This window comes from Actinomadura luzonensis (genome assembly GCF_022664455.2).
GTDB classification, from domain to species: domain Bacteria; phylum Actinomycetota; class Actinomycetes; order Streptosporangiales; family Streptosporangiaceae; genus Nonomuraea; species Nonomuraea luzonensis.
Window position 1 is genome coordinate 2,256,393 of record NZ_JAKRKC020000001.1, and the last position, 23,877, is coordinate 2,280,269.

General features: G+C 72.6%; 38 protein-coding genes. 37 read left to right on the forward strand and 1 reads right to left on the reverse strand.

Going from position 1 to position 23,877, the window contains the following annotated elements:
* The first annotated feature begins 1 nt into the window (after window position 1).
* The 19 genes from MF672_RS10710 to MF672_RS10800 all read left to right on the forward strand — a co-directional run bounded on the left by MF672_RS10710 (window position 2) and on the right by MF672_RS10800 (window position 7,931).
* Window positions 2-172 carry a hypothetical protein gene (locus MF672_RS10710; RefSeq protein ID WP_242380702.1) on the forward strand — a complete coding sequence of 57 codons (171 nt, stop codon included), beginning with the start codon at window positions 2-4 and terminating at the stop codon, window positions 170-172.
* On the forward strand, window positions 169-402 hold the full coding sequence (locus tag MF672_RS10715) for a hypothetical protein (protein WP_242380703.1): 234 nt from the start codon (window positions 169-171) through the stop codon (window positions 400-402). The genes MF672_RS10710 and MF672_RS10715 overlap by 4 nt, the downstream gene beginning before the upstream one ends.
* A 79-nt stretch (window positions 403-481) precedes the next feature.
* On the forward strand, window positions 482-1,489 hold the full coding sequence (locus MF672_RS10720) for a hypothetical protein (RefSeq protein WP_242380704.1): 1,008 nt from the start codon (window positions 482-484) through the stop codon (window positions 1,487-1,489).
* Window positions 1,486-1,878, forward strand: coding sequence for a hypothetical protein (locus MF672_RS10725; protein WP_242380705.1), 393 nt, complete (start codon window positions 1,486-1,488; stop codon window positions 1,876-1,878). Before MF672_RS10720 ends, MF672_RS10725 begins: the two co-directional genes overlap by 4 nt.
* An 18-nt stretch (window positions 1,879-1,896) precedes the next feature.
* Window positions 1,897-2,238 carry a hypothetical protein gene (locus MF672_RS10730; protein WP_242380706.1) on the forward strand — a complete coding sequence of 114 codons (342 nt, stop codon included), beginning with the start codon at window positions 1,897-1,899 and terminating at the stop codon, window positions 2,236-2,238.
* 24 nt (window positions 2,239-2,262) lie between these two features.
* Window positions 2,263-2,604 (forward strand): hypothetical protein, encoded by a 342-nt coding sequence (locus tag MF672_RS10735; RefSeq protein ID WP_242380707.1) that lies wholly within the window; start codon window positions 2,263-2,265, stop codon window positions 2,602-2,604.
* A gap of 74 nt (window positions 2,605-2,678) precedes the next feature.
* A complete protein-coding gene (locus MF672_RS10740) occupies window positions 2,679-3,371 on the forward strand; it encodes a hypothetical protein (RefSeq protein ID WP_242380708.1) in 693 nt (230 codons plus the stop codon).
* Complete coding sequence (locus MF672_RS10745; RefSeq protein ID WP_242380709.1) at window positions 3,364-3,573, forward strand: hypothetical protein; 210 nt, start codon at window positions 3,364-3,366, stop codon at window positions 3,571-3,573. Before MF672_RS10740 ends, MF672_RS10745 begins: the two co-directional genes overlap by 8 nt.
* On the forward strand, window positions 3,570-4,043 hold the full coding sequence (locus MF672_RS10750) for a hypothetical protein (protein ID WP_242380710.1): 474 nt from the start codon (window positions 3,570-3,572) through the stop codon (window positions 4,041-4,043). Before MF672_RS10745 ends, MF672_RS10750 begins: the two co-directional genes overlap by 4 nt.
* Window positions 4,036-4,473, forward strand: a complete 438-nt coding sequence (locus tag MF672_RS10755) for a hypothetical protein (RefSeq protein ID WP_242380711.1) — start codon at window positions 4,036-4,038, stop codon at window positions 4,471-4,473. The genes MF672_RS10750 and MF672_RS10755 overlap by 8 nt, the downstream gene beginning before the upstream one ends.
* Window positions 4,466-4,888 (forward strand): hypothetical protein, encoded by a 423-nt coding sequence (locus tag MF672_RS10760; protein WP_242380712.1) that lies wholly within the window; start codon window positions 4,466-4,468, stop codon window positions 4,886-4,888. The genes MF672_RS10755 and MF672_RS10760 overlap by 8 nt, the downstream gene beginning before the upstream one ends.
* A complete protein-coding gene (locus MF672_RS10765) occupies window positions 4,885-5,151 on the forward strand; it encodes a hypothetical protein (protein WP_242380713.1) in 267 nt (88 codons plus the stop codon). Before MF672_RS10760 ends, MF672_RS10765 begins: the two co-directional genes overlap by 4 nt.
* Window positions 5,152-5,303: 152 nt before the next feature.
* The gene (locus MF672_RS10770) at window positions 5,304-5,930 is read left to right on the forward strand and encodes a hypothetical protein (protein ID WP_242380714.1); all 627 of its coding nucleotides are present in this window, start codon (window positions 5,304-5,306) and stop codon (window positions 5,928-5,930) included.
* Window positions 5,927-6,166: a hypothetical protein gene (locus tag MF672_RS10775; protein WP_242380715.1), complete on the forward strand. Its 240-nt coding sequence runs from the start codon at window positions 5,927-5,929 to the stop codon at window positions 6,164-6,166. The genes MF672_RS10770 and MF672_RS10775 overlap by 4 nt, the downstream gene beginning before the upstream one ends.
* Window positions 6,167-6,378: 212 nt before the next feature.
* A complete protein-coding gene (locus MF672_RS10780) occupies window positions 6,379-6,735 on the forward strand; it encodes a hypothetical protein (RefSeq protein ID WP_242380716.1) in 357 nt (118 codons plus the stop codon).
* 13 nt (window positions 6,736-6,748) lie between these two features.
* On the forward strand, window positions 6,749-7,015 hold the full coding sequence (locus MF672_RS10785) for a hypothetical protein (protein ID WP_242380717.1): 267 nt from the start codon (window positions 6,749-6,751) through the stop codon (window positions 7,013-7,015).
* Window positions 7,015-7,392 carry a WDGH domain-containing protein gene (locus tag MF672_RS10790; RefSeq protein ID WP_242380718.1) on the forward strand — a complete coding sequence of 126 codons (378 nt, stop codon included), beginning with the start codon at window positions 7,015-7,017 and terminating at the stop codon, window positions 7,390-7,392. Before MF672_RS10785 ends, MF672_RS10790 begins: the two co-directional genes overlap by 1 nt.
* Complete coding sequence (locus tag MF672_RS10795; RefSeq protein ID WP_242380719.1) at window positions 7,389-7,577, forward strand: hypothetical protein; 189 nt, start codon at window positions 7,389-7,391, stop codon at window positions 7,575-7,577. Before MF672_RS10790 ends, MF672_RS10795 begins: the two co-directional genes overlap by 4 nt.
* Window positions 7,578-7,607: 30 nt before the next feature.
* On the forward strand, window positions 7,608-7,931 hold the full coding sequence (locus tag MF672_RS10800; protein WP_242380720.1) for an HNH endonuclease: 324 nt from the start codon (window positions 7,608-7,610) through the stop codon (window positions 7,929-7,931).
* A gap of 7 nt (window positions 7,932-7,938) precedes the next feature.
* Here the strand turns inward: MF672_RS10800 and MF672_RS10805 are convergent, their stop codons facing one another.
* Complete coding sequence (locus MF672_RS10805) at window positions 7,939-8,199, reverse strand: hypothetical protein (RefSeq protein ID WP_242380721.1); 261 nt, start codon at window positions 8,197-8,199, stop codon at window positions 7,939-7,941.
* Between the two features lie 34 nt (window positions 8,200-8,233).
* Here MF672_RS10805 and MF672_RS10810 point away from each other — a divergent pair, with 34 nt between their 5' ends.
* From MF672_RS10810 to MF672_RS10895, 18 genes are all read left to right on the forward strand, one after another.
* Entirely contained in the window at window positions 8,234-8,557 is a 324-nt protein-coding gene (locus MF672_RS10810) for a hypothetical protein (RefSeq protein ID WP_242380722.1), read from the forward strand.
* A 182-nt stretch (window positions 8,558-8,739) separates the two neighbouring features.
* Window positions 8,740-9,216: a phage terminase small subunit P27 family gene (locus MF672_RS10815; protein ID WP_242380723.1), complete on the forward strand. Its 477-nt coding sequence runs from the start codon at window positions 8,740-8,742 to the stop codon at window positions 9,214-9,216.
* A gap of 4 nt (window positions 9,217-9,220) precedes the next feature.
* Complete coding sequence (locus tag MF672_RS10820) at window positions 9,221-11,005, forward strand: terminase large subunit (protein WP_242380724.1); 1,785 nt, start codon at window positions 9,221-9,223, stop codon at window positions 11,003-11,005.
* Window positions 11,006-11,015: 10 nt separating this feature from the next.
* Window positions 11,016-11,279, forward strand: coding sequence for a hypothetical protein (locus MF672_RS10825; RefSeq protein WP_242380725.1), 264 nt, complete (start codon window positions 11,016-11,018; stop codon window positions 11,277-11,279).
* On the forward strand, window positions 11,279-12,742 hold the full coding sequence (locus MF672_RS10830; protein ID WP_242380726.1) for a hypothetical protein: 1,464 nt from the start codon (window positions 11,279-11,281) through the stop codon (window positions 12,740-12,742). Before MF672_RS10825 ends, MF672_RS10830 begins: the two co-directional genes overlap by 1 nt.
* Window positions 12,739-13,023 carry a hypothetical protein gene (locus tag MF672_RS10835; protein WP_242380727.1) on the forward strand — a complete coding sequence of 95 codons (285 nt, stop codon included), beginning with the start codon at window positions 12,739-12,741 and terminating at the stop codon, window positions 13,021-13,023. The genes MF672_RS10830 and MF672_RS10835 overlap by 4 nt, the downstream gene beginning before the upstream one ends.
* Before the next feature lie 13 nt (window positions 13,024-13,036).
* Window positions 13,037-16,144: a peptidoglycan-binding domain-containing protein gene (locus tag MF672_RS10840; protein ID WP_242380728.1), complete on the forward strand. Its 3,108-nt coding sequence runs from the start codon at window positions 13,037-13,039 to the stop codon at window positions 16,142-16,144.
* A 79-nt stretch (window positions 16,145-16,223) separates the two neighbouring features.
* Window positions 16,224-16,631, forward strand: a complete 408-nt coding sequence (locus MF672_RS10845) for a hypothetical protein (protein ID WP_242380729.1) — start codon at window positions 16,224-16,226, stop codon at window positions 16,629-16,631.
* Entirely contained in the window at window positions 16,631-16,933 is a 303-nt protein-coding gene (locus MF672_RS10850) for a hypothetical protein (RefSeq protein ID WP_242380730.1), read from the forward strand. The genes MF672_RS10845 and MF672_RS10850 overlap by 1 nt, the downstream gene beginning before the upstream one ends.
* Before the next feature lie 3 nt (window positions 16,934-16,936).
* A complete protein-coding gene (locus tag MF672_RS10855; RefSeq protein WP_242380731.1) occupies window positions 16,937-17,926 on the forward strand; it encodes a hypothetical protein in 990 nt (329 codons plus the stop codon).
* Window positions 17,926-18,372 (forward strand): hypothetical protein, encoded by a 447-nt coding sequence (locus tag MF672_RS10860; protein WP_242380732.1) that lies wholly within the window; start codon window positions 17,926-17,928, stop codon window positions 18,370-18,372. Before MF672_RS10855 ends, MF672_RS10860 begins: the two co-directional genes overlap by 1 nt.
* A 14-nt stretch (window positions 18,373-18,386) precedes the next feature.
* Window positions 18,387-18,812: an HK97 gp10 family phage protein gene (locus tag MF672_RS10865; protein WP_242380733.1), complete on the forward strand. Its 426-nt coding sequence runs from the start codon at window positions 18,387-18,389 to the stop codon at window positions 18,810-18,812.
* Between the two features lie 77 nt (window positions 18,813-18,889).
* The gene (locus tag MF672_RS10870) at window positions 18,890-19,402 is read left to right on the forward strand and encodes a hypothetical protein (RefSeq protein WP_242380734.1); all 513 of its coding nucleotides are present in this window, start codon (window positions 18,890-18,892) and stop codon (window positions 19,400-19,402) included.
* 9 nt (window positions 19,403-19,411) lie between these two features.
* Window positions 19,412-19,621, forward strand: a complete 210-nt coding sequence (locus tag MF672_RS10875) for a hypothetical protein (protein WP_242380735.1) — start codon at window positions 19,412-19,414, stop codon at window positions 19,619-19,621.
* Window positions 19,622-19,623: 2 nt separating this feature from the next.
* The gene (locus tag MF672_RS10880; protein WP_242380736.1) at window positions 19,624-20,109 is read left to right on the forward strand and encodes a phage tail tube protein; all 486 of its coding nucleotides are present in this window, start codon (window positions 19,624-19,626) and stop codon (window positions 20,107-20,109) included.
* Complete coding sequence (locus MF672_RS10885) at window positions 20,106-20,588, forward strand: hypothetical protein (RefSeq protein ID WP_242380737.1); 483 nt, start codon at window positions 20,106-20,108, stop codon at window positions 20,586-20,588. Before MF672_RS10880 ends, MF672_RS10885 begins: the two co-directional genes overlap by 4 nt.
* A gap of 26 nt (window positions 20,589-20,614) precedes the next feature.
* Window positions 20,615-20,938, forward strand: a complete 324-nt coding sequence (locus tag MF672_RS10890) for a hypothetical protein (protein WP_242380738.1) — start codon at window positions 20,615-20,617, stop codon at window positions 20,936-20,938.
* Window positions 20,916-23,831 (forward strand): coiled-coil domain-containing protein, encoded by a 2,916-nt coding sequence (locus MF672_RS10895; RefSeq protein WP_242380739.1) that lies wholly within the window; start codon window positions 20,916-20,918, stop codon window positions 23,829-23,831. Before MF672_RS10890 ends, MF672_RS10895 begins: the two co-directional genes overlap by 23 nt.
* Window positions 23,832-23,877 lie beyond the last annotated feature (46 nt).

Genomic DNA, 23,877 nt, shown 5'->3' on the forward strand with positions numbered 1-23,877 from the left:
CGTGCGGTCCTTCCTCGTGGTGTGCCTGCTCGTCCTGGTGGCCGCCCGGCTCCTGGCGGCCGCCGAGCGGGCCCGCCTGGCACATGATCAGGTCCTGGCGCTGCTGTACGCGGCGCCCGCGCTCGCCATCGTCGCCATGGCGCTGCACTCGGTGTGGTGGCTGAGCCGATGACCTCACCGCCCCCCGCGCCGGCCTCCGTCCGCGACCTGTACGAGCGCGTCGCCGAGCGCCGGCGCGCGCTCGGCCTGGCCTGGTGGGAGATCTCGGTGCAGGCCGACATCGGCACCGACGCCCTGCACAAGTTGCGCGTGGACGTCGCCAGCCTCCCCACCCGCCGCGCGCTGGAGGAGTGGCTGCGCCGACATCCCGCCCCCGCGCCCGCCTCCACCCCCGACACCTGAAAGGCGATACCCCTATGGCGGCGGTCCCGAGCCCGTACGGGCTCTTCCCGCGCACGCCCCGCCGGACGGCGGGCCGCGCATGACCCTGACCGGAACCTGCGTCCTGGCCTACCTCCACGCCGCGGACGCCCTCGACGCACTGGCCACGGCCGTGGGCCTGTCCCCGGCCGCGCTCGGCCTGCTGGTGCGCTACCTGGCCCGGCCGCCCGCGCCGGGCACCGCCCGCGGCGACATCGCGGCGGCCTACGGCATGTCGATCGGCGAGCTGCGCGCCGGTAACCGCGAGCTCGCCGCGGCCGGGCATCTGCTGCAGGTGCGCCGCTGCGTCGGCGCGGGTGCCTGGCAGCACCTCATCGTCGCCACCGACACCCCTGGGACGCTGCCCGCGCCGCACGAGGCGTGGGTGCTCCTGGACGCCGCGCTGGCCGCTGAGCAGGCCGCCCGGCACCCGGTCGACGACGACACCTCGCCGGAGGATGCACATGTGGTGACCTGCGACGACACCGAGACACCGCAGGCCACGACATGTGATCCACAACCGCGCATAGAACCAGTTACCCCCTTCTCCCTGGACCTTGACGCGAGCGAGCCGGGCGCGGCCGCCACGGTGGTGGCCACCGTGGCGGACCTGGCCCGCCTCGCCCAGCTTCCGCCACTACCAGCGCCGAAGGACCAGGCGAATCTGTGGCTGACCCCTGGCCAGGTGCTGACCCTCATCGGCCGCTACCCGCCGCGCTACGGCGAGCTCGCCCTGCGCACGCTGGCCCGCCGCGGCCTGCCCTGGTACCTGGCCCCCAGCGTGGTCGCGCTGCTCATCGCCGGCTACGACATCGGCCAGCTCGGCCGCGCTCTGGCCGGCGTCGAGCTGGCCGACCACCCGGCCGCGGTCGCCCGGTGGCGGCTGGACCAGCTGCTGCTGGCCGACCCGGTCGAGCACGCCGCCTGGCGGTCGCCGTCGACGTACGTGCCCGACCAGGCACCGCCCGCCGACCCGGCCGCGCCGAGCGTGCGCGAGCAGCTCGCCGCCGCCCGCGCCGCGATGGACGCCGCCCGGGCCAAGCACCGATCCCGAGGAGCCGCCGCGTGATCGCACCCGCCTGCCCGCACCGCAGCGCCGACCCGCGCATGTGCCCGGACTGCCGCCAGCAGCGCATCACCGGCCGGCCCGCGCTGACGCTGGTGCCCAGCCCGCTGGCCGACCCCGGCGAGCCGGACTACGCCCAGCTGGTGCGGGCCGAGATGCGCCGTGTCCTGGACCAGATCGGCTGGGCCGGGCTGCCCAAGGACCACCTGCGCGCCCTGCTGCGCGCCGCCCTGGCCGGGGCGCCCCCGCACACCGACGTGATCCTGAGCACCTGCCAGGCGCTGGAGGAGGAGCCCGCGCTGTACCTGACCGGCGCAATTGCCGTACCACTGCCCGATCAGGGAAGCGATCATGGAAATACGCCAACACCGTTGACACAGGACACAGGCTGACGACCAGGGAGGCCAGCCATGATCCCGACCCCCCACGACCTGGACCCCTGCCCGCACGGCTGCGGCGAGCTCGTGCTCTGGACCATCACCGAGCACGGCCGCCGGATGGCGGTCGACGCCGAACCCCACGAGCTCGGCAACCAGGCCGTGTTCCGGACCGGGCCCGGCGGCTGGCGCTCCCGCTCACTCGACGGCGCCGACGCTCCCCGTCTGGCCCCGTGGGAGCACCGGTACAAGCCCCACGTGGCCACCTGCACCGCCCCGCGCCCCGCCCAGCCGGCCATCCCCGGCCTGGGCGGCGGCCGCCCCCGCCCCCGCCGCCGGGCCCCCGCCCGCCGACCCATCTGGAAAGCGCGATGAGATCACCGCGCGAGGAAGGTTCTGATGGCGATCAAGACGATCTACCGTGTGATCCTCAACTGCGACGGCTGCGACGCTTCCTTCGCTGGTCTGTACGAGAACGCCGTCGCAGCCCGAACCGCGGCCGCAGCAGAGGGATGGACCCTCGTCCCCAAGCTCAGGGCCAACGGCAAGTTCGTCATGGTCGGTCGGACCATCGCCGAGACCGCGCCGCAGAACGTCAACGACGTATGCCCGGCGTGCAAGCCCACCTTCGAGCCTCGCCGTATCGCCCCCCGCAAGGGCGGCGGGCAATTCGTCATGGATCTGAAGGAGGACAACCTTCGGATGCGCGAGGAACTCGCCAAGCGAGGCATTTACCTGTGATCAGCCCATCCATCTCACCGCCTTCGTATCCGCCGCCGGGCTCCCGCCCGGCGCTACACCCGATGGACGCCACGATGACCGACACGACCACGACCGCCGCGCTCCCTGACGAGCTCGCCGCGGCCGTCGACGGCCTGACCGCCTACCGCCTGACCGCCGGGCTGCGCCTGGTCGATCGGCGCGCCTTCCTGGAGCTGCGCTGCCCGCACGCGATCGAGCAGCCGGGGCCGGTCACCGTCAGCGCACGCACCTGCGTCACGAACCTGCTCGGCGAGCAGGCCCGCACCCGCCCGGTCGACTTGCTCGCCCTGTTCACGGCCGCGCTGTTCCACCACGACGCGCAGCCCAGCCTCGAGCGCACCGCCCGCTTCGGCGCCCTGGACCGGCGGCTCGGCGAGCTCGCCTCCTACGCCGTCCACGTCGACGTCGACGACGACCCGTTCCTCGTCCTGGGCTGCCCGTACCGGGGCGGCCGCTGCCCCACCTCCGAGGACGGCGAGTGCTGCGTCAACATCATCCCGGCCGAGCAGCAGGCCACCATCGATCTCGGCGCGGTGCTGCAGCTCGCCAAGGCGCACGAGAACGCCCGCTACGGCGTGCCCCGCGACCCGCTGGAGGCCTTCCGCCGCAGCCTGGTGGAGCGGCAGCGGGGTGAGATCTTCATCCGGGAGACCTCCGACGGGTCGAGCGCCGGCCTCGCCAGCGCGTACGCGGACCTGCTCGGCCGGATCATCGGCGACTTCGACCGGGCGGTGAACGGTGCCTAAGACCGAGCGGCCACTGCCGCCGCCGCCCGCCCCCGAGCAGACGCAGTGCGTCTACGGCGGCACGGACCCGGCCCGCGGCTGGCTCTGGCTGCCGGCCCTGGGCCAGTGGGAGCGCGTCTGCGCCGCCCACTGGAGGCCCCGGCAGCTGACGGCCGGCCTGTACGTGCCCGACGTCCTCACGATCCCCAGGCAGGAGCCATGATCATCCCCGTACGCCTCCCCACGGGCTACGAGCCGCTCATCATCCGCGACGACTGCCTGCTGCAGTCCGATCATCCGCTGTACGGCCGGCCCTGCCCCGCCTGCACCCGGCCGCTCGGCGCCGACCAGCTGCCCGTCGCGCTGGTCGCCATCGGTATCGCCCCCGGCGACCGCGCTCGCGGCGGCCGCTACGCCACCGGCGCCGCCGTGGGCGTGCACACCGCCTGCGCCCGCCCGCCCACCGACGTGCAGGCCGTCCGTCGGGAGCCGTTCCTGGTCACGGTGCACGACCAGATCACCGGCGAGGTGGAGCAGAGGCGCGTGCCGCTGCACAACTACCTCATCATCCCGACGGGCGACTGCGAGATGGCCCACCACGGCATCTCCCCGGTGAACGGCGTCCACGTGGTCACCCTCAAGGGCGTACGGGAGCCGTCGCGGGAAGCCGGGGGTGGCCGTGAACATGGATGACGACGCCCTGAAGGCGGCGGTCGATCTCGTCGGCCGGACGGGCGCCACCGGCTTCGAGATCGGATACCTGCGCGACGGCGTGCCGGTCGAGGAGGCCGGCTGGTACGCGCACGCCCAGTACCGCGGCGCGCGCATCACCAGCGAGGAGCACCGCGGCCCGATCGAGGCGGTCGAGGCGCTGGCCCGCAAGCTGCTCACAGGCGCCAAGTGCACCCACTGCAAGAAGCTCGTAGCCCTGTCCGACGACGGCGCGATCGCCTACAACGGGCTGCTGGCGGACGGTACCAGGTGGACCGTCGAGCAGGCGCGGGCGGCCGGTCAGTGCCGGTGGAGGCGCATCGGCCCGCGCTGGGTACGCGGCTGCGAGCGGCCGGCACCGCCGCGCCCGACGGGCAAGCCGCGCCGGGCGAAGCGGAGGCGGCGTGGCTGACGAGCTCGCGACCCTGCAGGACATGATCGCCAACCTGCAGGCGTACATCGACCAGCGCGCCGGCGAGCTGGCCGCCCCGCACATCGCCGAAGCCGGCCGCCTCGCCGGCGAGGAGGTCGCCGCCGCCCGCGCCGCGCAGCAGCGCGCCGAGGACCTCGTCGCCGAGCTGCGCCGCCAGTTCACTGCGCTGGAGCGCCAACTCGACCGCTACCGGCAGGAGAACGAGCAGGACAAGGCGACGATCGGGAGGGTTCGCGCCCTGACCAGGCTCGGGGAGTGCCCCGCCGAGTATGACGACAACGTGACCGAGTGCCAGCGCGTCGTGAGCTGCAGCTGGGAAGAGGCGTACTGGCGCGAAGCGATGGCGCACGTTAACGCGGCCCTTGCCGTCCCCGAATCGGTCCCGCCGGGATGAGCGCGCAGCTGCCGATCTGGGAGCTCCCGGCGCCGCCACGGCGGCGGCACCGGTGGCAGCCGCGCTGTGACGACTGCGGCCGCCGTGTCCGGGCCACGGAGTCCCTGCGCGTCGGCCCCGACGGCAAGCGCCGCGGCGACAAGTGCCGGCGCGCCTACAACCGGGCCCGGCGTCGCCTGGTCGTGCCCATGGTGATCGTCGTGCGCGACCCGGGCCACATCCCGGGCCAGGGCGAGATCGAGCTGCCACGGGCGGGCCCATGATCCACATCCGGTGCCGGTGGGTCACCATCGAGACCATCGGCCGCGTCATCACCCAGCGCTGCAGCGTATGCGGCGCGACTCGCACCCGCGTCACCTAGCACCACCACGGGGGGAACCATGAGAATCACGACGATGCCGGGCGCGGTGGCCGGGTGACGGCGGCCGCGACGGACATGCGCGTCCTGGTCCAGGAGCTGATGCCGCTGCTGGCGATGCTGTGGGCGCTGGTGCCCACCACCGGCGCCGCCGCGCCGGCCGGCGGCGGGCATCACGTCACGGGCTCGCCGGCGCCGTGGCATCCCGAGGCGGGCCCGCTGCTGTACACGATCAGCGAGGAGGCGCGGCGGCTGGAGGCGTCGCTGCGGCGCGAGGTGACCGGCCACACCGGCGAGCGCCGCGGCGGCAGCGACGCCAACACCGTGGCGGCGCTGGACGCGATCGTCGCCCTGTCCTACGGCGTGCCCGAGGCCAGCGCGCGCCGCGCCGGCGCGATCGTGTCGCGCTGGATCCGCTCGGCCCGGCAGGTGACCGCGGTCGGCCTGGAGGCCCGGCCGACACGCATCCCCGTGCCGCCCGGCCAGCCACAGCCGCCGTGCCCGTACTGCAACACCTTCAGCCTGCGTGTCCTGCCGCACGACCGGGCCATCTGGTGCATCAATGGGGACTGCACCGACCTCGCCGGCAGGCGGCCGCGCGGCCGCCTCGGCTATGACCATCTGGGGGATCCCATGATCGTCTGGGACGACGGCCACATCTCACGCCGCCAGGACCTCGCATGATCACCTGGACCATCGCCGACGCCGTCGACCAGCTCGACCCGCCCCTGACCGAGGCCGAGGTGCGCGCCCTGGTGCTGCTGTACCAGGTGCCCGTCCGCGAGCAGCGCCGCACCCGCGGCCGGCCCGCCGACGCCTACGACCAGCCCGCGCTGCTGCGCGCGCACGCCGCAGTGATCGCCTACCGCCGCGGCCTGCTGCACGCCATCCTCGGGCCACGGCCGGCGGCCGGCGGCTGACCTCCTCGGCGGCCGCGGCCGCTGATCTTGACGGGCGACGACCTTTCTGGCTAACTTTGCCGCACCAGACCTATGCCCAGACCCGGCCACCGCGCCGGGTCTTCGCATGTCGGGCCTCGCAGTCGGCGGCTGCGAGCGGTAGGGGGGTCCCGTAGGGCGGCAGAGTGTCCCCGTCTCTGCCGCCCTACTCGCCGCCAGGCGAGGAGGTGGCCATGCCCTACCGCCAGCGCCAGCCCTGCACCACCCCCGGCTGCGACCAGCTCACCACCACCGGCCGCTGCGCCGACTGCACCGCCGACGCCGAGGCCCAACGCGGCACCGCCGCCGAACGCGGCTACGGCGCCGGCCACCGCCACCTCTTCCGGACCGGCGTCCTGCGCAAGCACCCCACCTGCGTGCTCTGCAACGCCGCGCCCGCCACGGAGGCCGACCATTATCCGCTCTCCCGCCGCCAGCTCATCGACCGCGGCATGAACCCCAACGACCCCCGCCACGGCCGCGGCCTATGCGACCCCTGCCACAACCGCGAGACCGCCGCCCGCCAGCCAGGCGGCTGGAACGCCCGATGACGAAGAGGACCCCATGACCCCCATGACCGGCGACATCGTCCGCTACCGCGGCAAGCACGGCATCCACGCCGTCCGAGCTGCCATCGTCACCGCCGACATCCGCACGCTCGACCCGCTCGGCGTCACCTCCGGCAACGTTCCTGCCCTCGACTCTCCACAGCACGTCCACCTCTGGGTCTTCACCCCGAGCGAGGCCGGCGGCTTCCCCGAGTACAACGTGCCCCCGGGCGACGGGCCTGGAGAATGGTCCCCGCAACCGAGCGCAAGGCCCCTGGCCTGATGACCGAGCAGATCAGCATCTACCGCGAGCGCGCCCACCTGGTCGCCCACCTCGCCGCGCTCTACCCGTCCGCCCTCGTGCACGGCGCCGACGCCGAGAACCCCGGCTGGCCCCTGATCTTCATCGACACGCCGCGCGGGCAACTGTCCTGGCACCTGGCCGTCGAGGACCTCGACCTGTTCGCCCACGTGCCCGAGCTCGCCGGCGACCAGGCCCCGACGTGGGACGGACACACCACACCCCAGAAGTACCAGCGCCTCGCCAGCCTGACAGCGGACATGGCCGACCCCGACAAGCCGTCTCTCCACGAGGAACTCCGGTTCGAGCGCAAGGCCCGCAACGGCGGCATCGTGAACGGGCGCCAAGACCGCCCATGAGCCGGGAAGCCGTCCACCTGCAGATCAGCGCCTCACTGAAACGCAACAACGGGCCCGAGGACGCCGAGCACCGTCGCCTCTACGACGACCTCGTCCAGCGCATCACCGCCGTGGTGAACAGCGCGGAGTTCGAACCGATCATCGCGATGGTCATGCAGTCGGGACAGTACTGGCACGAGGAGTAGACGGGCCGCCGCCAGGGAGGACGGCCAGCCATGCCGTACAAGCCGCAAGCCCGCTGCCCCGCCTGCCTCCAGCTGCACGACGGCACCGGCACCTGCGCCGGCTGCAGCACCCGCAGCAAGCGCCGGCGCCGCCCCTACACCGCCGCCGAACGCGAGCGCCGGGCCCAGGCCGTCGCCGAGCACCGCGCCCAGTACGGCGACTGGTGCCCTGGCTGGGGCCGGCCGGACCATACCGCGGAGCCGTGGAACCCGCTGACCGCAGACCACATCGACCCCGTGGCCAGGGGCGGGCCAGAGGACGGGCCGCTGCAGGTGCTGTGCCGCTCCTGCAACTCGGCCAAGGGCTCCGCCTGACCGGGCCCTACGAGCGGACGGCGTCGAGCAGGGCCCGCATGTCGGCCACCACGTGCTGCAGGAACTCGGCCACCGCCGCCTGCTCGGCGGCGTACTCCCTGTCCTCCGGATGGACCTTGTCGCCCTCAGTGTCGAAGTCCGTGGGGACCAGCACCGGGCCCACTCGGTAGAAGTCGCCGTACTTCTCTTCCTCGAACAGCTTGCCGATGTCCGACCAGTCCAACCCCTCGACCGCCTGCAAGCGGCGTGCGATCTCGTCCAGCTCCATCTGTCCAGTGTCGCAGGAAGGGAGGACACGCAGCATGAGCACGCTCGACCTGGCCAGCCCTCGCGTGGTCTATGACGTGCACGCCCAGTCGTGGGAGCGCATCCTCGCCGACCCCGAGCGCTACGCACGCCTGACGACCTGGGTACGTGAGCAGGGGCTCGACCCCGAGAGGATCTACAGGCTTGAGGTCTACCTGATCGACACCCCTCGCGCTCGCGTGTTCGAGTGGAAGCAGGATGAGCAGGGACGTAGGTACTGCGAGGTCGAGCACGATCACAAGGCGAGGTACGAGGCATGCCGCATCGCGCAGCGCGAGCCCTACGCAGTGATCTTGAAGGCTCTGCCACCCGACCTGTGATCCTGCGTTTGTGCAGGTCACAGCCTCGACGTTTCCGCAGGTCAGAGCGCTGACGTTTCCGCAGGTCAGAGGCCTGCACCCCCCGGGGGGTGTTTTCCCAGGTCACAGGGGTGGGCCGTGACCCGCGCCCCCCTCGGAATTTCGCGTCTCAGAATCCAACCTTTTTTCTGGAGGGAGTCGCGATGGCCGCGAACGCAGGCAGGAAGCCGACGCCGGCCGGGCTGAAGCTCGTCGAGGGCCGCGGGAAGGGCACCGACTCCGGCGGGCGGCCGGTCAAGGCGCCGCCGGCGTTCCGGCGGCTGCCGCCGGAGCGTCCGGCCGAGCTGTCGGAGGTCGCTGGCGAGCTGTGGGAGGAGTTCGTCGCCGAGCTGCAGCGGCTGCAGCTACTCGCTCCGGTACACGGGCCGGCGCTGCAGCTGGCGTGCGAGGCGTACGCGCGCTGGTCCGAGGCGCGCGCGCAGCTGGCGGCCGAGGGCCTGACCTACACCTCCCAGGGCGGGCTGGTGAAGCTGAACCCCTTGGTGGGCGTGGTCGAGCGGGCCTCGGCCGAGTTCCGGGCGTGGTGCGCCGAGTTCGGGCTGAGCCCGGCGGCGGAGCACAAGCTGTCGTCGCCCGAGACCGACCCCGGCGAGGAGAACCCGTTCGCCGGCGCGGGGTGACCCGGTGGCTGGCGCGACCCGTACGCCTCGTACGACGCGGCGCAAGGCCGGCTACCTGCCGTCGCCGGCGGAGCTCAAGCGGCTCAAGCTGTCGCCCGAGGTCGCCTGGTACCTGATCGACCGCGGCATCCCGCTGCCGGACTGCCCGCCGAAGTGGAAGACGCCCGAGCCCGGCGAGCTGCTCAAGACCGCCCGCTTCGACGCCGAGCGCGTCGACCGGGTGCTCAAGGCGTTCGGGCTGCTGCGCCACACCAAGGGACAGTGGGTAGGGCGGCCGCTGACGCCGGACCCCTGGCAGGTCGCCTACGTGATCGCGCCCGTGTTCGGGTGGATCCGCAAGAACCGGGCCGGCCGGTGGGTGCGGGTCATCACCGACCTGTACGTCGACGTGCCCCGCAAGAACGGCAAGTCCACACTGTGCGGCGGCCTGGGCATCTACCTGACGGCAGCCGATGGCGAGGGCGGCGCCGAGGTCATCGCCGCGGCGACGACCAGGGATCAGGCGGGCTACGTCTTCGGCCCGATCAAGCAGCTGTGCGACCACAGCCCGGCGCTGAAGCCGCACGTCAAGAGCCTCGCCCAGAAGATCATCCACAAGGCGAGCAAGTCGACGTTCTCCGTGGTGTCCTCGGTCGCCGAGTCCCTGCACGGCGGCAACCTTCACGGCGGCATCATCGACGAGCTGCACATCCACAAGAGCCCGGACCTGGTCGAGGCGATCGAGACCGGCACCGGCTCGCGCGAGCAGCCGTTGATCGCCATCATCACCACCGCCGACGACGGCCGGCCGAACACGATCTACGCGCGCAAGCGCAAGCGCATCGAGGAGCTGGCGCGGCGGGTCATCCGGCACCCCAGCACCTACGGCGTGATCTGGGGCGCCGAGGAGGACGACGACCCGTTCGCGGTGGCCACGATGCGCAAGGCCAACCCGGGGTTCGGGATCAGCCCGACGCAGGAGTACCTGGAGAAGAAGGCGGCCGAGGCCCGCCAGGACCCCGCCGCGCTCGGCTCCTACCTGCGCCTGCACCTGGGCATCCGGACCAAGCAGACCACCCGCTACATCACCCTGGCCGACTGGGACGCCGCGGCGGGCATGGTGCAGGAGACGGCGCTGGCCGGCCGGGAGTGCTTCGGCGGGCTGGACCTGTCGAACGTCGAGGACATCACCGCGCTGGCGTGGCTGTTCCCCTGCCCGGACGGCTCCTACGACGCGCTGTGGCGGTTCTGGCTGCCGGCCGATCAGCTGGAGACGCTGTCGCGGCGCACCGCCGGCGCGGCCGAGGTGTGGGTGCGCGAGGGCTGGCTGCAGCTGACCCCGGGCAACGTGATCGACAACACCGCGATCACGCACCAGATCGACCTCGACGCGGCCACGTTCCGGGTCAAGACGGTCGGCTTCGACCGGTGGGGCGCCACCGACGTGGTGCGCGTGCTCGGCGACGGCGGGCTGACCTGCGTCCCGATCTCGCAGGGCGTGGCCAGTCTCAACGACCCGCTCAAGACGCTGCTGCGGCTGGTGAAGTCGGGCGCCTTCCGCTCCGGCGGCAACCCGATCATGAGGTGGATGGTCGACAACCTGTCGATCACGTCGGACTCCAGCGGCAACGTCAAGCCCGACAAGGCCAACTCCGGCGACAAGATCGACGGCATCTCGGCCACGCTCAACGCGCTGAAGGAAGCGATGGCCGTCCAGGAGGCGGCCGCGCCGCCGCCCGCGACCGCGCCCCAGGCCGCCGCCGGCGGCGCCCAGACGCTCTGGCGCCCGCGTGGCCGCCTGAACCTGTAGGAGGACCCTCGTGGTGATCAGCATCAGGCTGCCGCGGCTCACGCTCGGCACCGTCTCCAACGTGATCGGCCTGGCGGGGCTGGCCGCCGTGGCGGTCGCGATCGGCGGCCTGACCGGCGTGTGGTGGTGGGCGCTGCTGGTGGCCGGGGTCGAGCTGGTGGCGGTGGCGTACCTGACCGGGCAGGCCGACGAGCAGCCCGCCGCGGGCGGGGTACGCCCGGCCGCCGCGGCGGCGTCCGGCGCGCGGCCGCCGGCGGCCAGTAAGGCGGCGTGATGGGGCGGTCGATCTTCGCGCCGCGGCCGCCGCGGCGTGCTCGCGAGGCAACGCCCGAGCAGCTGATCGCGACCGGGGCGCTCGGCGGCCGCGGCTACGACCCGGTCGACGGCGAGTCCGGCTGGACCCGGATGGGCACCTCGCTGCGGGAGGTGCCGCACTGGACGCAGGAGAAGGCCCGCGACGCGTCAGTGGCGGCCTACCGGTCCAACCCGATGGCGCGCGCGGTGATCGAGACCTACGTGTCGTTCTGCGTGGGCGACAAGGGCGTGTCGTTCGAGGCGACCAACGCCGACGTGCGCGAGGTGGTCGAGGAGTTCTGGAACGACCCTCGCAACCGGGTGGGCGATCTGCAGGAGCTGTGGCTGCGCGACCAGATGATCACCGGCGAGACGCTGCTGGAGCTGCTGCAGGGCCGGCACAGCGGGGTGGTGCGCTACAACCCGATCGAGCCGTCGCTGATCAGCGAGGTGAGCCTGCTGCACGGCAACCCGCTGTGGCCGCACGAGGTCAAGGTCCGCCAGGCCGACGGCGGCGATCTGGCCTACACCGTGGTCGCGGTCGACGACGTCACCGGCTTACGCGACGGCGAGGCCATGTTCTGGGCGCCCAACAAGACCCTGCTGTCCGACCGGCGCGGGATGCCGTTCCTGATGCCGATCCTGGACTGGCTGGACTCCTACGACGCGATCTTGTCCAACCTGATCGACCGGACCGCGCTGGCGCGCTACTTCGTGTGGGACGTCACGGTCGAGGGCGACCAGGGCCACGTGGACGCGTTCGTCGCGGCGCGGGGCGGCACGCACGTGCCGCCGTCCGGCTCGATGGAGGTGCACAACCAGTCGGTGAAGTGGGAGGCCAAGCACGCCGAGACCGGCGCCCAGGAAGACTCGATCGCCGGCAAGAGCGTGCTGACCGTCATCGCCGGCGGCGCCGGCCTGGCCAAGACGTGGCTGGCCGACCCTGAGGACAGCAACCGCGCCACGTCGCTGACGATGGCCGAGCCCGTACGGCGGCGGGTCGGCGGCCTGCAGAAGACCTGGTTGGCCTACCAGACCGAGCTGTGCCGCTTCGTCGTCGACCGGGCGGTGGCCGCCAAGCGGCTGCAGCCCGAGGTCGAGGCGACCGACCCCAAGACCGGCGAGAGCTACCGCATCCCGGCGGCCCAGTGCGTGACCGTGGTCGGGCCGGAGATCGCCGCGGCCGACAGCGAGCTGACGGCCAGCGTGCTGCTGAACCTGTCGACGGGGCTGGAGAAGCTCGTGGAGATGGGCGCTCTGTCCCGCGAGGCGGCCTCGGTCGCCGCCCGCAAGGCGTGGGAGGACTACGTCGGCATCCCGTGGTCCGCCGACCTGGCGGCCCCGGACGCCGAGCTCGACGACATCGCCACCGCGGTGGACGACGCCGGCCCCGGCGCCGGACAGCTGATCGCGCTCCCAGGAGCAGGAGGAGGAACCCCATGATGACGCCCGAGCAGGCGGCCGCGCGGCTGGGCATCGCGGCGCACCAGGTGGCCAGCGTCGCCCCGCTCGACGAGGACGGCCACTATCACGTCACGCTCGCCGGCGAGCGGGGCGAGTGGCTGGTGAGCGACCAGGTGGCCCGCCCGTACGTCGTCGACGTCGACGGCGAGCGCGTCGGCGAGGTCGACGCGCGGCCCGCCGGTGAGGCGGGCGACCTCGAGGACGAGGAACGCACGACCGAGCCCGCGCCCAAGCCGACCCGCCGGCGCGCCAAGCAGTGACCTGGGAGATGTGATGCCGTACACCACGCACGGCCACTGGGTCGGCGACGGGCCGCCCACCGAGCCGGGCCCGCAGCTCGTCGCCTGCGGTGGGCCCGGCCTGTGCCCGACGTGCAACCAGGAGGCCGCCAGCGCCGCGTTCTTCGAGGCGGCCGGCCGCCCGCAGGAGGCGCCCGAGGAGCGCGCCACCGAGGCCGTCGAGACGCCCGCGGCCGAGGCGATGATCGACGGCCAGCGCTCGCACGCCGACCTGCAGAACATGGTGCGGCACGCGCTGGAGGAGCGGCTGCGGCAGAGCGGCGGCAGCCGGTATGTGTGGGTGTACATCGCCGACATGAGCGACGCGCAGGTGGTCTACAGCAGCGAGAGCGGCGAGGCCGGCGGCGAGCAGCTGTGGCAGTGCTCCTACGCGGTCGGCGACGGCGACGCGGTGACGCTCGGCGAGCCGGAGAAGGTGGCCCGCTCCTACACCAAGGTCGCCGCGGTGGCCACCGGCAACACCGGCGACGACCTGGGCGGTGACGACGGCCAGGAGGACGAGCTGGGCGCCGCGGCGGAGGCCTTCGCCGAGCAGCTCCATCCCCGCGGCGCCGCGGGCACCGCGGTCGGCGGCCAGTTCGTCGCCGGCAGCGCCGCCAGCGCCGCCAGCTCCAGCGGCTCGGCGAAGAAGGAGCCCGCCAAGAAGCCGGCGGAGATGGGCTTCGACGGCAAGACCGGCACCGGCTACGGCCAGAAGGGCGGCGACGCCACCGTCCGGCGGCTGCAGCAGGCGCTGAACGCCGCCGGGCTGAAGGACGCCGCCGGCAAGCCGCTCGTGGTCGACGGCAAGCTCGGCCCCAAGACCACGCAGGCGATCAAGGCGGCGCAGAAGCGGCTCGGCATGAAGCCCACCGGCAGGGTCACGGCGGACTTCGTCAACAAGGTGAAGGCCTCCAAGGGCGCCGCGGCGACGCCGGCGAAGTCCACCCGAGCTCTGCCGGCCAAGCAGCAGACCACCGCCAAGACCACGCCGAAGACCACGCCGAAGGCCACGACCAAGCCCGGGGCGGTCAAGGGCTCGACGGGCAAGGAGGCAGCGGTGGGCGTGCAGCGCGATCGGATCGTCGGCCGCGTCGTCGAGGCGCTCGACGACGACCCGGGCGGCGGCCGCGTCTTCCGGGTGCGGATCATCGCGCACGGCGACAGCAAGAACATGCGCCGCTACCCCAAGGCGGTGCTGGAGGCGGCGGCCGGCCTCTATCAGGGGGCCAAGGCCTACGACCACCACCGGTCGGACGAGGAGCTGGCGACCTCGACGATCGCCGGGCTGATCGGCCACTACCGCAACGTCGAGGCGGCCGAGGACGGCCTGTACGGCGACCTGCATCTGCTGCCGTCGGCGACGCACGCGGCCGAGACGCTGGATGCCACCCTCGCGGCGCAGGAGGAGGGCCTGCCGCCGCTCATCGGCGTCAGCCACGACGTCTACGCCCGCTACAAGCCGGTCACCGAGTCGGGCAAGCGGCTGCAGGAAGCCATCGAGATCACCCGCGTCAACAGCGCCGACCTGGTGGCCGACCCGGCCGCCGGCGGCAAGGCCGTCCGCATGGTCGCGGCCGGCACCGCAGAGGATGACCCGGGCACGGAGCCCGACGACAACGAGGAGGACGACGTGCCCACGAAGGAAGACATCCTCTCGGCGCTGGCTGAGGCCAGCGAGGAGGAGCTGGCCGCGGTCGGCCTGTCCAAGGCCGGCACCGCCGACGCCGGCGAGGGCGGCAGCGAGGGCGCCGGCGACGGCGCGGGCGATGAGGGCCAGGCGGCCGAGGCCACCCAGCCCAAGGGCGGGTTCATCGGCCAGCTGCTCATCAAGACCAAGGTCGAGGCGGCCGGGCTACCCGCCCGGGTGGCCGAGTCGCTGACCGAGGCGCTGCCGGACTGGATCACCGAGGCCGACGTCGACGCCCAGATCGCGTCCCTGAAGACCATGCTCGGCGTCGCGGAGCGCGCGGGCCTGGCACCGAAGGCCAGCCTCCAGGTGACGCAGGAGAGCCTGGACAAGAAGAAGAAGGCGCTGGACGCCTTCTTCGAGGGCAACTTCTCCGAGGGCTACACCAGCTTCCGGCAGGCCTGGGCCGACTTCACCGGCAACCGGGTCGTGTCGTGGGACGTCGACGTCAACCGGCTGATCATGCGCGAGTCGGCGCCCGCCTACGACAGCTCGTTGCGCGCGATTGAGGCGCTCGACACCACGTCGTGGGCGCAGGTGCTGGGCGACTCCATCACCCGCCGGCTGGTGGCGATGTACCGGCTGCCGGGCCTGCAGTCCTGGCGGCAGGTGGTCAGCTCGATGCCGCCGATCAACGACTTCCGCACCCAGCGGATCGGCCGCGTCGGTGGGTACGGCGTGCTGCCGGACGTGCTGGAGGGCGCGCCCTACCAGCCGCTGACCAGCCCCGGGGACGAAGAGGCCACCTACGCGATCACCAAGCGCGGCGGCACCGAAGAGCTGACGATGGAGATGATCGCCAACGACGACATCCGGGCCATCGCCGGCATCCCAGCCAAGCTGGGCCGCGCCGCGGCGCAGACGCTGTACCGGTTCGTGTGGGACATCCTGCGCACGAACGCCACCTGCACCTACGACAGCGTCGCGCTGTTCCACGCCAGCCACGGCAACCTGGACACCTCCAGCCCGCTGTCGGACAGCACGCTGCTCATCGGGCGGCGCAAGATGCGCGAGCAGGTCGCCTACGGCGACTCGGTCGAGGTCCTCGGCATGCTGCCGCGGCTGCTGGTGGTCCCGCCGGAGCTGGAGGGGCAGGCGTTCAAGCTGACCCGCTCCGCCGTGGCGGTCACCAGCACCGAGGACGCCACCACCCCGAACATCCACTCCGGCCTGGACTACCTGGTCGTCGATTACTTCTCCGACGCCAACGACTGGTTCCTGATCGCCGACCCCAACAGCGTGCCCACCATCGAGGTCGGCTTCTACAGGGGCAGGCAGGACCCCGAACTCTTCAGCCAGACGGATCCCACCCAGGGCGCGGTGTTCGCGGCCGACAAGATCCTCTACAAGATCCGGCACATCTACAGCGGCACGGTGCTCGACCACCGCGGCTTCTACAGCGGCCAGGGCTGACCCGTCCCGATCTGGGCGCCCGGCACCGTCCGGGCCGGGCGCCCCGTCATGCTGCCCCACAACCGCGAAGGGAACCATCGTGCAGCTCAAGGACATGCAGGGAGACCACACTCGGGAAATCCCGGTGGCCGGCCAGGGCACCGCCGCCACCACCGACGAGTGGATGGGCTTCAAGGCGCCGTTCCGGTGCGTGATCACCGGGGTGGTCTGGGTGCCGAACGCGAACGTCACCGCGGATCCGACCAACTATTTCAGCGTGGTAGTGAAGAACCGCGGCGCCGCCGGCGCCGGCAGCACGGCGATCGCCACCCGCGCCTACAGCGCCACCAACGGCGTGGCGTTCACGCCCGAGACGGTGAGCTTGTCGGGCACCGCGGCGGACCTGAACGTCGCCGCCGGCGACTGGATCTCCGTCGCCAAGACCGTCGGCGGCTCCGGCCTGGCCATGCCGGACGGGACGGTGCACGTCACCTTCCGGGCCCGCTGATGAGCGGCTCGCCCTCGCCCGCCCGCACGATCGCGCTGACCGGGTCCGACCAGGCGGTGCGCGCCGCCGGGCCGGTCCTGTACTGCGGGATCGTGGTGGCCGAGACCGGCGGTAGCAACGCCGTGACCGTCCGGGTCTACGACAACGCCAGCGCCGCCTCCGGCACGCTGATCGACGCGTTCAACCTGAACGGCGGCCAGTCGGAGTCGCGCATGTACGACCGGCCGGTCTGGTGCGAGAACGGCATCTACGTCGACATCGGCGGCACCGGCACGGCGGCCGGCAGCGTCCGGATCGGGTAGGCGATGCTGACCCGCATCGCCCGCACCCGGGCCGCGACGCTCCGCCACGTCTTCGAGGTCGACGAGACCCCGACCGACTCGGCCGGGCCCGTCACCGTCGAGGTGACCGACGCCACCGGCACCCAGGTGGCCGCCGGCCCGGCGACGTCGGCCGGGATGGGCGTCTACACGTTCGCGCTGCCCGCCCAGACCGGCCTGGCGCTGCTCACCGTGGCCTGGGCGGCGACGATCGACGGCGCGGACGTGGTCGAGACCGACGAGGTGGAGATTGTGGGCGGCTTCTACTTCAGCCTGCGCCAGGGCCGCGCCTCCGACAGCGCGCTGAGCGATACCACGAAGTACAGCACTGAGGACCTCATCCAGGCGCGCACCGAGGTCGAGGTGGAGTGCGAGCGGATCACGCAGCGCGCGTTCGTGCCCCGCTACCGGCGGGTCCTGCTCGATGGGACCGGGACCCGGGATCTGCTGCTGCCGGACGGCGGCGACGACCTGGTGGCCGGCGTGCAGCTGCGCGGCGTCCGGGTGCTGCGCTCGGCCACCATGTCGCCGCGGGCCGGGCAGCCCTACGTGCCGCTCACCACCGCCCAGCTGGGCGCGCTGGTGGTCACCCGGGACGGGCTGCTGCGCCGCGGCGACGGCAACGTCTGGACCGAGGGCATCGGCAACGTGCTGCTGGAGTACGAGTACGGGTCCGACGCGCCGCCGGAGGACCTGGTGCGCGCCAGCCTGGTGCGGTTCCGGTCCCGGCTCAACATCCACAAGAGCGGCATCCCGGATCGGGCCACGTCCTACACCGCGGCGGACGGCGGCACCTACCGGCTGACGATGCCCGGCGCCGCGGCGACCGGCATCCCGGAGGTGGACGCGGTCTACTCCCGCTACAGCCGGGGCGGCAACGCCGGCGGCGCCGACGGCCGGCCCGTCCCCGCGTCCCGGATCCTGGACTACACCCCGCAGCGCTGGTCGCTGTTCCACCAGGGAAGGACCTCCTGATGCCGGTCACGAACGCCACGGCGGCCAAGCGGGCGCTGCTCGACGCCCTGGCCGTGCTGCCCGTCCTGGCTGGGGTGCAGATCGCCTACGGCTACCCGGCCCGCGACGTCGAGCGGGAGCTGATCTACGGCGGCGCCGGCCGCTACAGCCGGACGCTGGACGGGATGGGCGGCGGCATGGGCGGCCTGGCCTACACCGAGACCGTCACCGTGGATCTGCACATCCAGGTCCGCGTGCCCGGCGGCACCGTCGAGCAGGCCGAGGCCCGCACCGTCGAGCTCGGCGCCGCGGTGGAGGAGTACCTGGCCACGCACGGACGGCTCGACGACCTGCCCGGCCTGCTGTACGCGGCGGTGACCGGCGGCGAGCTCGGCTACGCGCTCGACGACGACGGCGTCACCAGCGCCCTGCAGCTGCAGGTGGAGTTCACCTCCTACCCGACGTAGAGCAGGAGGTCGCGGTGGCGGGCGCGTCGCAGGAGATCCGGCGGCTGGTGCGCGACCTCGGCAAGATCCCGCCCGAGGTACGCAAGGAGCTGCGCCCGGCCATCAAACAGATCGGGAACGTGGTCGTGCAGGACGCCCGTGGCCGCGCCTCCTGGTCCACCCGCATCCCCGGCGCCATCAGGTTGGGCATCCAGTTCTCCACCGGGTCGCGCGCCGGCGTCACCGTGATCGGTTCCGTCGGCCGGGCGCCGCACCTGCGCGTCTATGAGCACTTGGGCTTCCGGGCGCCGTTCCGCCACCCGGTCTACGGCCGCAACGTCTGGGTGTCGGAGATGGCCCGCCCGTTCCTGTTCCCCGCCGTGGCGGCGCACGCCGAGGACGTCGACGCCAAGATCGGCGAGGCCATCGACAAGGTGGCCCGCGCGCACGGCTTCCGCTGACCCCCTGACCCCTTCTTCTCCGCGGCCGCCAGGCTGCGCCACCTCGCATGCCCGCATGTCCGCATGGAAGGAAGCCCATGTCCCTGTCCACGCGCCTGGAGCTCATCCTCCGGGCCAGCCAGACCAGCAGTCTGGACCTCGGCGCGGCCGCGTACACCCCGCAGATCAGCAAGACGCTGAGCCTGACCAGCGGCACCACGGCGGGCAAGGCCGATCGCTTGTTCACCGACCGGCGCACCCTGTCGGCCTCGGCCACCGAGAACCTCGACCTGGCCGCGAGCCTGGCCGACGCGTTCGGCGCCACGATCACCTTCGCCAAGGTCAAGCTGCTCTACGTCGCCGCCTCGGCCTCCAACAGCAACAACGTGGTCATCGGCGGTGCCGGCAGCAACGGCTGGATCACGCCGTTCGGCGACGCCACCGACAAGCTGGTGCTCAGGCCGGGCGCGTTCGTGCTGCTCGGCACCGGCGCGGCAGACGCCACCGGCTACGCCGTGACCGCCTCGACCGGCGACATCCTGCTGGTCGCCAACTCCGGCGCCGGCACCTCGGTCACCTACGACATCGCCATCGTCGGCACCTCGGCCTGAGAGGCGCACATGGAACAGGTCACGATCTACCACCCCGTCCTGGACCGCGAGATCAGCGTGTCCGCGGCGGCGGTGCAGCACTACCAGCTGGCTGGCTGGCAGGAGGGCGGCCGCCCCGCCGCCGACCAGCCCGAGTCCGCCTCCGACCAGCCCGCCGGCGGTCCGGCAGGCACCGAGACCGCGCCGCGGCGCCGCCGCCCGACCGAGAGGAGCCAGTAACCATGGCCGCACCGCTCATCGCCCAGACCACCCGCTACATCAACCCGGCCACGACCAAGCTGCTGCTGGTTCCCTCGATCGCCGACATCACGGCGGTCACCCGCAGCGAGATGGACGCCGGCCTGGACGTTACCCGTGAGGTGGCCGAGGTCGCCGGGTGGATGCTGCAGGGCGAGGCCGTGCCCACCCCGGACCTCGCCACGCTGTTCACCGGCTCGATCACCGGCCGGATCTCGGTCGAGAACAGCTCGATCACCTTCTACATGGACCGGGCCGGTGACGACATCCGGTCTTTGTCCGGGGTCGGCACCAACACCAACGTGCTGTGGCTGGATGGCGGCGACGTCGCCGGCTACCTGATGGACGTCTACCCCGTCCGGGTGCTGTCGGCCGGCAAGTCCCGGTCGGTGGAGGCGCAGCCGGGCCGCATGACCGTCTCCTACTCCGTCACCCGCGAGCCGGCGGTGGACGTGGAGATCCCGGCGTGAGCCGTCGTGACCGACTTCGCGGCCGCGGCCGACCCACTGCCCGCTACCCGCTGCCGGTCGACGACGTCGCCGCCGCCACCCGCGCTCTCCGGCTCGCCGAGCGGGCCTGGCAGCTGGCCCACCTGCGCACCGACGAGGGCGGGCCGGCGGCTGTGGCGGCGGCGCGGGAGGCGCTCGATCAGGCACAGCAAGCGCTCCAGGAGTGCTACGAAACGATCGAGCTGACCGCGCTCGCGCCGGAGGACTACGAGCAGCTGGTGGCCCAGCACCCGCCGCGCGAAGGCTCAGACGATGAGGAGTGGGACACCGAGCAGTTCCCCGTCGCGTGCTTCCTGGCGTGCGCGCCCGGCGACATGGGCGACCAGGAGTGGGCCGAGTTCCTGCGCCGCAACGTGTCCTGGCTGGAGCGGCAGGAGCTGCTGCAGCTGGCGGTAGCCGTCAACGTCAGGGCGGTGGATCCGGCCGTCCCAAAAGGCTAGACGCCAACCCCCAGCTCGCGCTGGAGATGGCCGTCTGCCACCACTACCGCATCCCGCACTCGCAGTTCCTGTCCTGGCCGGCTGATGACCGGGACAAGGCGATCGCGTACTACGTGCGCGAGCGATCGCGCTGCGGCACGTGCGGCACCCGGCCGGAGGAGTGGGACGAGGCCCGCGGCGGCGACCGGCACGCCTACTACGCCGTCGAGCGGTGGTGCGGCGGCTGCGCCCAGATCGAGGCCATGCGGGCGTCCATGCCGGGCGACACCGGCCGCGGCATCAAGATCAGCCTCAAGCCGGTGGCGAGGGCCGAGGAGGTGAGCCGGGATGCCGGGTCAGCTGATCCGTGATGTGCGGGCCACCCTCGACATCGACGTGCAGGCCGCCCAACGCGGCCTGGCCGCCCTGGAGAAGTCCGGAGCGGCGGCCGAGCGGGCGCTGCGAGAGCAGGAGGAGGCCGCCCGCGGCTACCAGCGGCAGCTGGAGAAGACCGGCACCGCCGCCTCGACGATGCGGCGCCGGCTGGAGGCCGCCACCCGCGCCCTGCCGAAGATCACCATCGAGGCCGACAGCAGCGACGCGGACAAGAAGCTGGCGGCCCTGCGCGAGTCCCTCGGGGAGCTGGCCGGCAAGAAGATCGGCATCGACGTCGACGGCGGCACGGCGCTGGAGGAGATGCGCCGGGTCAAGGCCGAGCTGGAGGAGCTGGCCCGCAGCGAGGCTGACCCGATCATCCGCGCGGACGTGCAGATCGCGCTGCGCGAGCTGCGCCGCGTCGAGGACGAGCTGGACAAGCTGGAGCGCGACTCGGCCGAGGTGAAGGTCGACGTCGACGTCGACCACGCGGCGGCCGCCGTCGGCGAGATCGCAGACAAGGCCGGCAGCCTGGGCAGCCTGTTCTCCGAGGGGTTCGGCGTGCTCGGCTCGGTGGGACCGGGCCAGGTCGCGGTGGCCGCCGCCGCGATCGCGGCGCTGCCCACCGTAGCCGGGGTGGCCGCCTCCGGCATCGTGGCCGCCCTGGGCGGCGGCCTGGCCACGGTCGGCCTGACCATGGCGGCCGACGCCGACCGGGTCAAACATGCCTGGTCGGAGACGGTGTCGGCGATCCGCGAGGAGCTGGCGGACGCGGCCGCGCCGCTGGAGGGCAGCGCCATCCGGGCCGCCGACGTCGCGGCGCGCACCTTCGAAGCGCTCAAGCCGCGCCTGGCCCGCATCTGGGAAGGGCTCGTGCCCGACGTCGACCGCTTCGTCGACGCCGTCGGCCGCGGCATCGAAACCCTCGGCCCCAGTTTCGAACACGTGGGCGATTCGTTCGGGAATCTGCTGTCGTCGCTGGCCGACCGGATGCCGTCGATCATGTCGCACCTCAACGACACCTTCGAGACCTTCGCCGACATCATGGACGAGCACCCGACCATGCTGGCCGACCTGATCGAGGACGCCTCCGCGCTGGTCGAGGCCGGCGCCAAGGTGATCAGCTGGGCCGATGAGCTGAAAGTGCTGTTCTCGGCGCCGCTCGGCCCGGCCGGCAGCCAGGCCTCCAGCGACTACTTCTTCCGGCAGCTGTTCGGCGGCACCCCGCAGGAGATCGCCCAGGGCATGGAGGAGCTGCCGACCACGCTGAGCCGCATGCAGGAGGAGGCGGGCAAGGCGGTCGCCGCGATGACCGGCGTCGGCCAGAGCGGCGACAGCGCCGCCGACGGGGTGCGGCACCTGACCCAGGCCCTGGAGGAGCACTTTGATCCGGCGCAGGCGGCCCTGGGCGCGGAGATCCGGCTCAAGCAGGCGCTGGAGGAGGCCGGGCGGGCGGCCAAGACCAAGGGCCTGTCCGATCTGGAACGGCTGCAGGCGGTGCAGAACCTGACCAGCGCAATCTCGGAGGCGGCCAAGGCCGAGTCGGAACGGACCGGCAAGACCGACCAGGCCGGCCGTTCCTTCGCCGAGCAGCTGCCCAAGCTGGTGGCGTGGGCGGGCAAGAACGACGCCGCCAAGGCGGCGGTGGGCGGGCTCGGCGAGAGCCTGGGCATCACCATCAAGCGCACCGACGAGGGCGCCGTGGCGGTCGACAAGTTCGGCCGGGCGGTCATCCAGCTGCCGAACGGCAAGACGGTCAAGGTCGACGCGGACACGGCCAAAGCCTTGGCCGCGATCCAGGACGCGCAGCGCAAGGTCGACGGGATGAAGGACAAGACCATCACCGTGCGGGTGCGGGTCGAGCAGGACGGCTCGGTGCGGCTGCCGGGCGGGCTGAAGGCATCCCCGAACGCGCGCGGCAGCATCTCCCAAGACGGCGTGCGCCTGATGGCGGCGGGTGGCGTGCTGCAGCCGATGATCACCGAGCGGGCGGTGTACTCGCCGCGGAACAACGCGATCTTCGGCGAGGCCGGCAAGGAAGCTTTCATCCCCTACGCCAGCGCGCACCGCGAGCGGGCCAGCGACATCCTCGCGAAGGTCGCCGACGACTTCGGCTACCTGTTGATCAACAAGACGGCGTCCAAGGCGCTGTCCGGCGTCGCCGAGTCGGTGCAGCTGTCGGCGGATCAGTACCAGATCCACATGGGCGCCGTCATCGATGAGCTCGATTCCACCCTCGGCCAGACGGGCAGCCTCACCGCGGCGATCGGCGCGGTCGGCGCGACCGGCGAGCAGCTGGTGGACGGGTGGACGAGCGGGTCGGCCGCGATCGGCGACAGCGTGAGCGACATGGGACAGCTGGTGTCGGTCAGCGTGAGCGGGATGGCCGACACCATGTCCGGCAGCATCGACGGGCTGACCGGCGCCGTCGAGCAGCTGGGCGACGCAGTCTCCGCCTCGATCAGCAAGACGACCGGCACCGCCAGCACGAAGAAGAAGGGCGGCGGCGCCTTCGCCAGCGCGTCGATCAGCTCCTCCACTGGCACCGTCAGCCGTAAGGGCGGGGTGGGCGCGTCGCTGAAGGAGGAGACCGGCGTGATCGACCTGGTGCCTGCCAAGACGGTGCTTCGGCCCGACCAGTACGGGGTGCACGTGGGCGGGGGCGGGGTCGCCTACAACACGGCCGCCTCCAGCGCCAGCGCCGGCAGCATGCTGGCCGCCGCCACGCTCAAGAGCGTGCCGGCCGGCGGCGGCCTGGCCACCACCTCGGCGGGCGCGGGCGGCGGCGCCGGCGGCGGGGTGTCGATCGGCGCGTTCTACGCCAGCCCGGACCAGTCGCCGTACGAGATCGCTCAGGACCTGGACTGGATCGCCCGCCGCGGCGGCTGACCCCCGGCGGCTGGCCCCCGGCGGCTGATCTCGGCGGTATCTCACA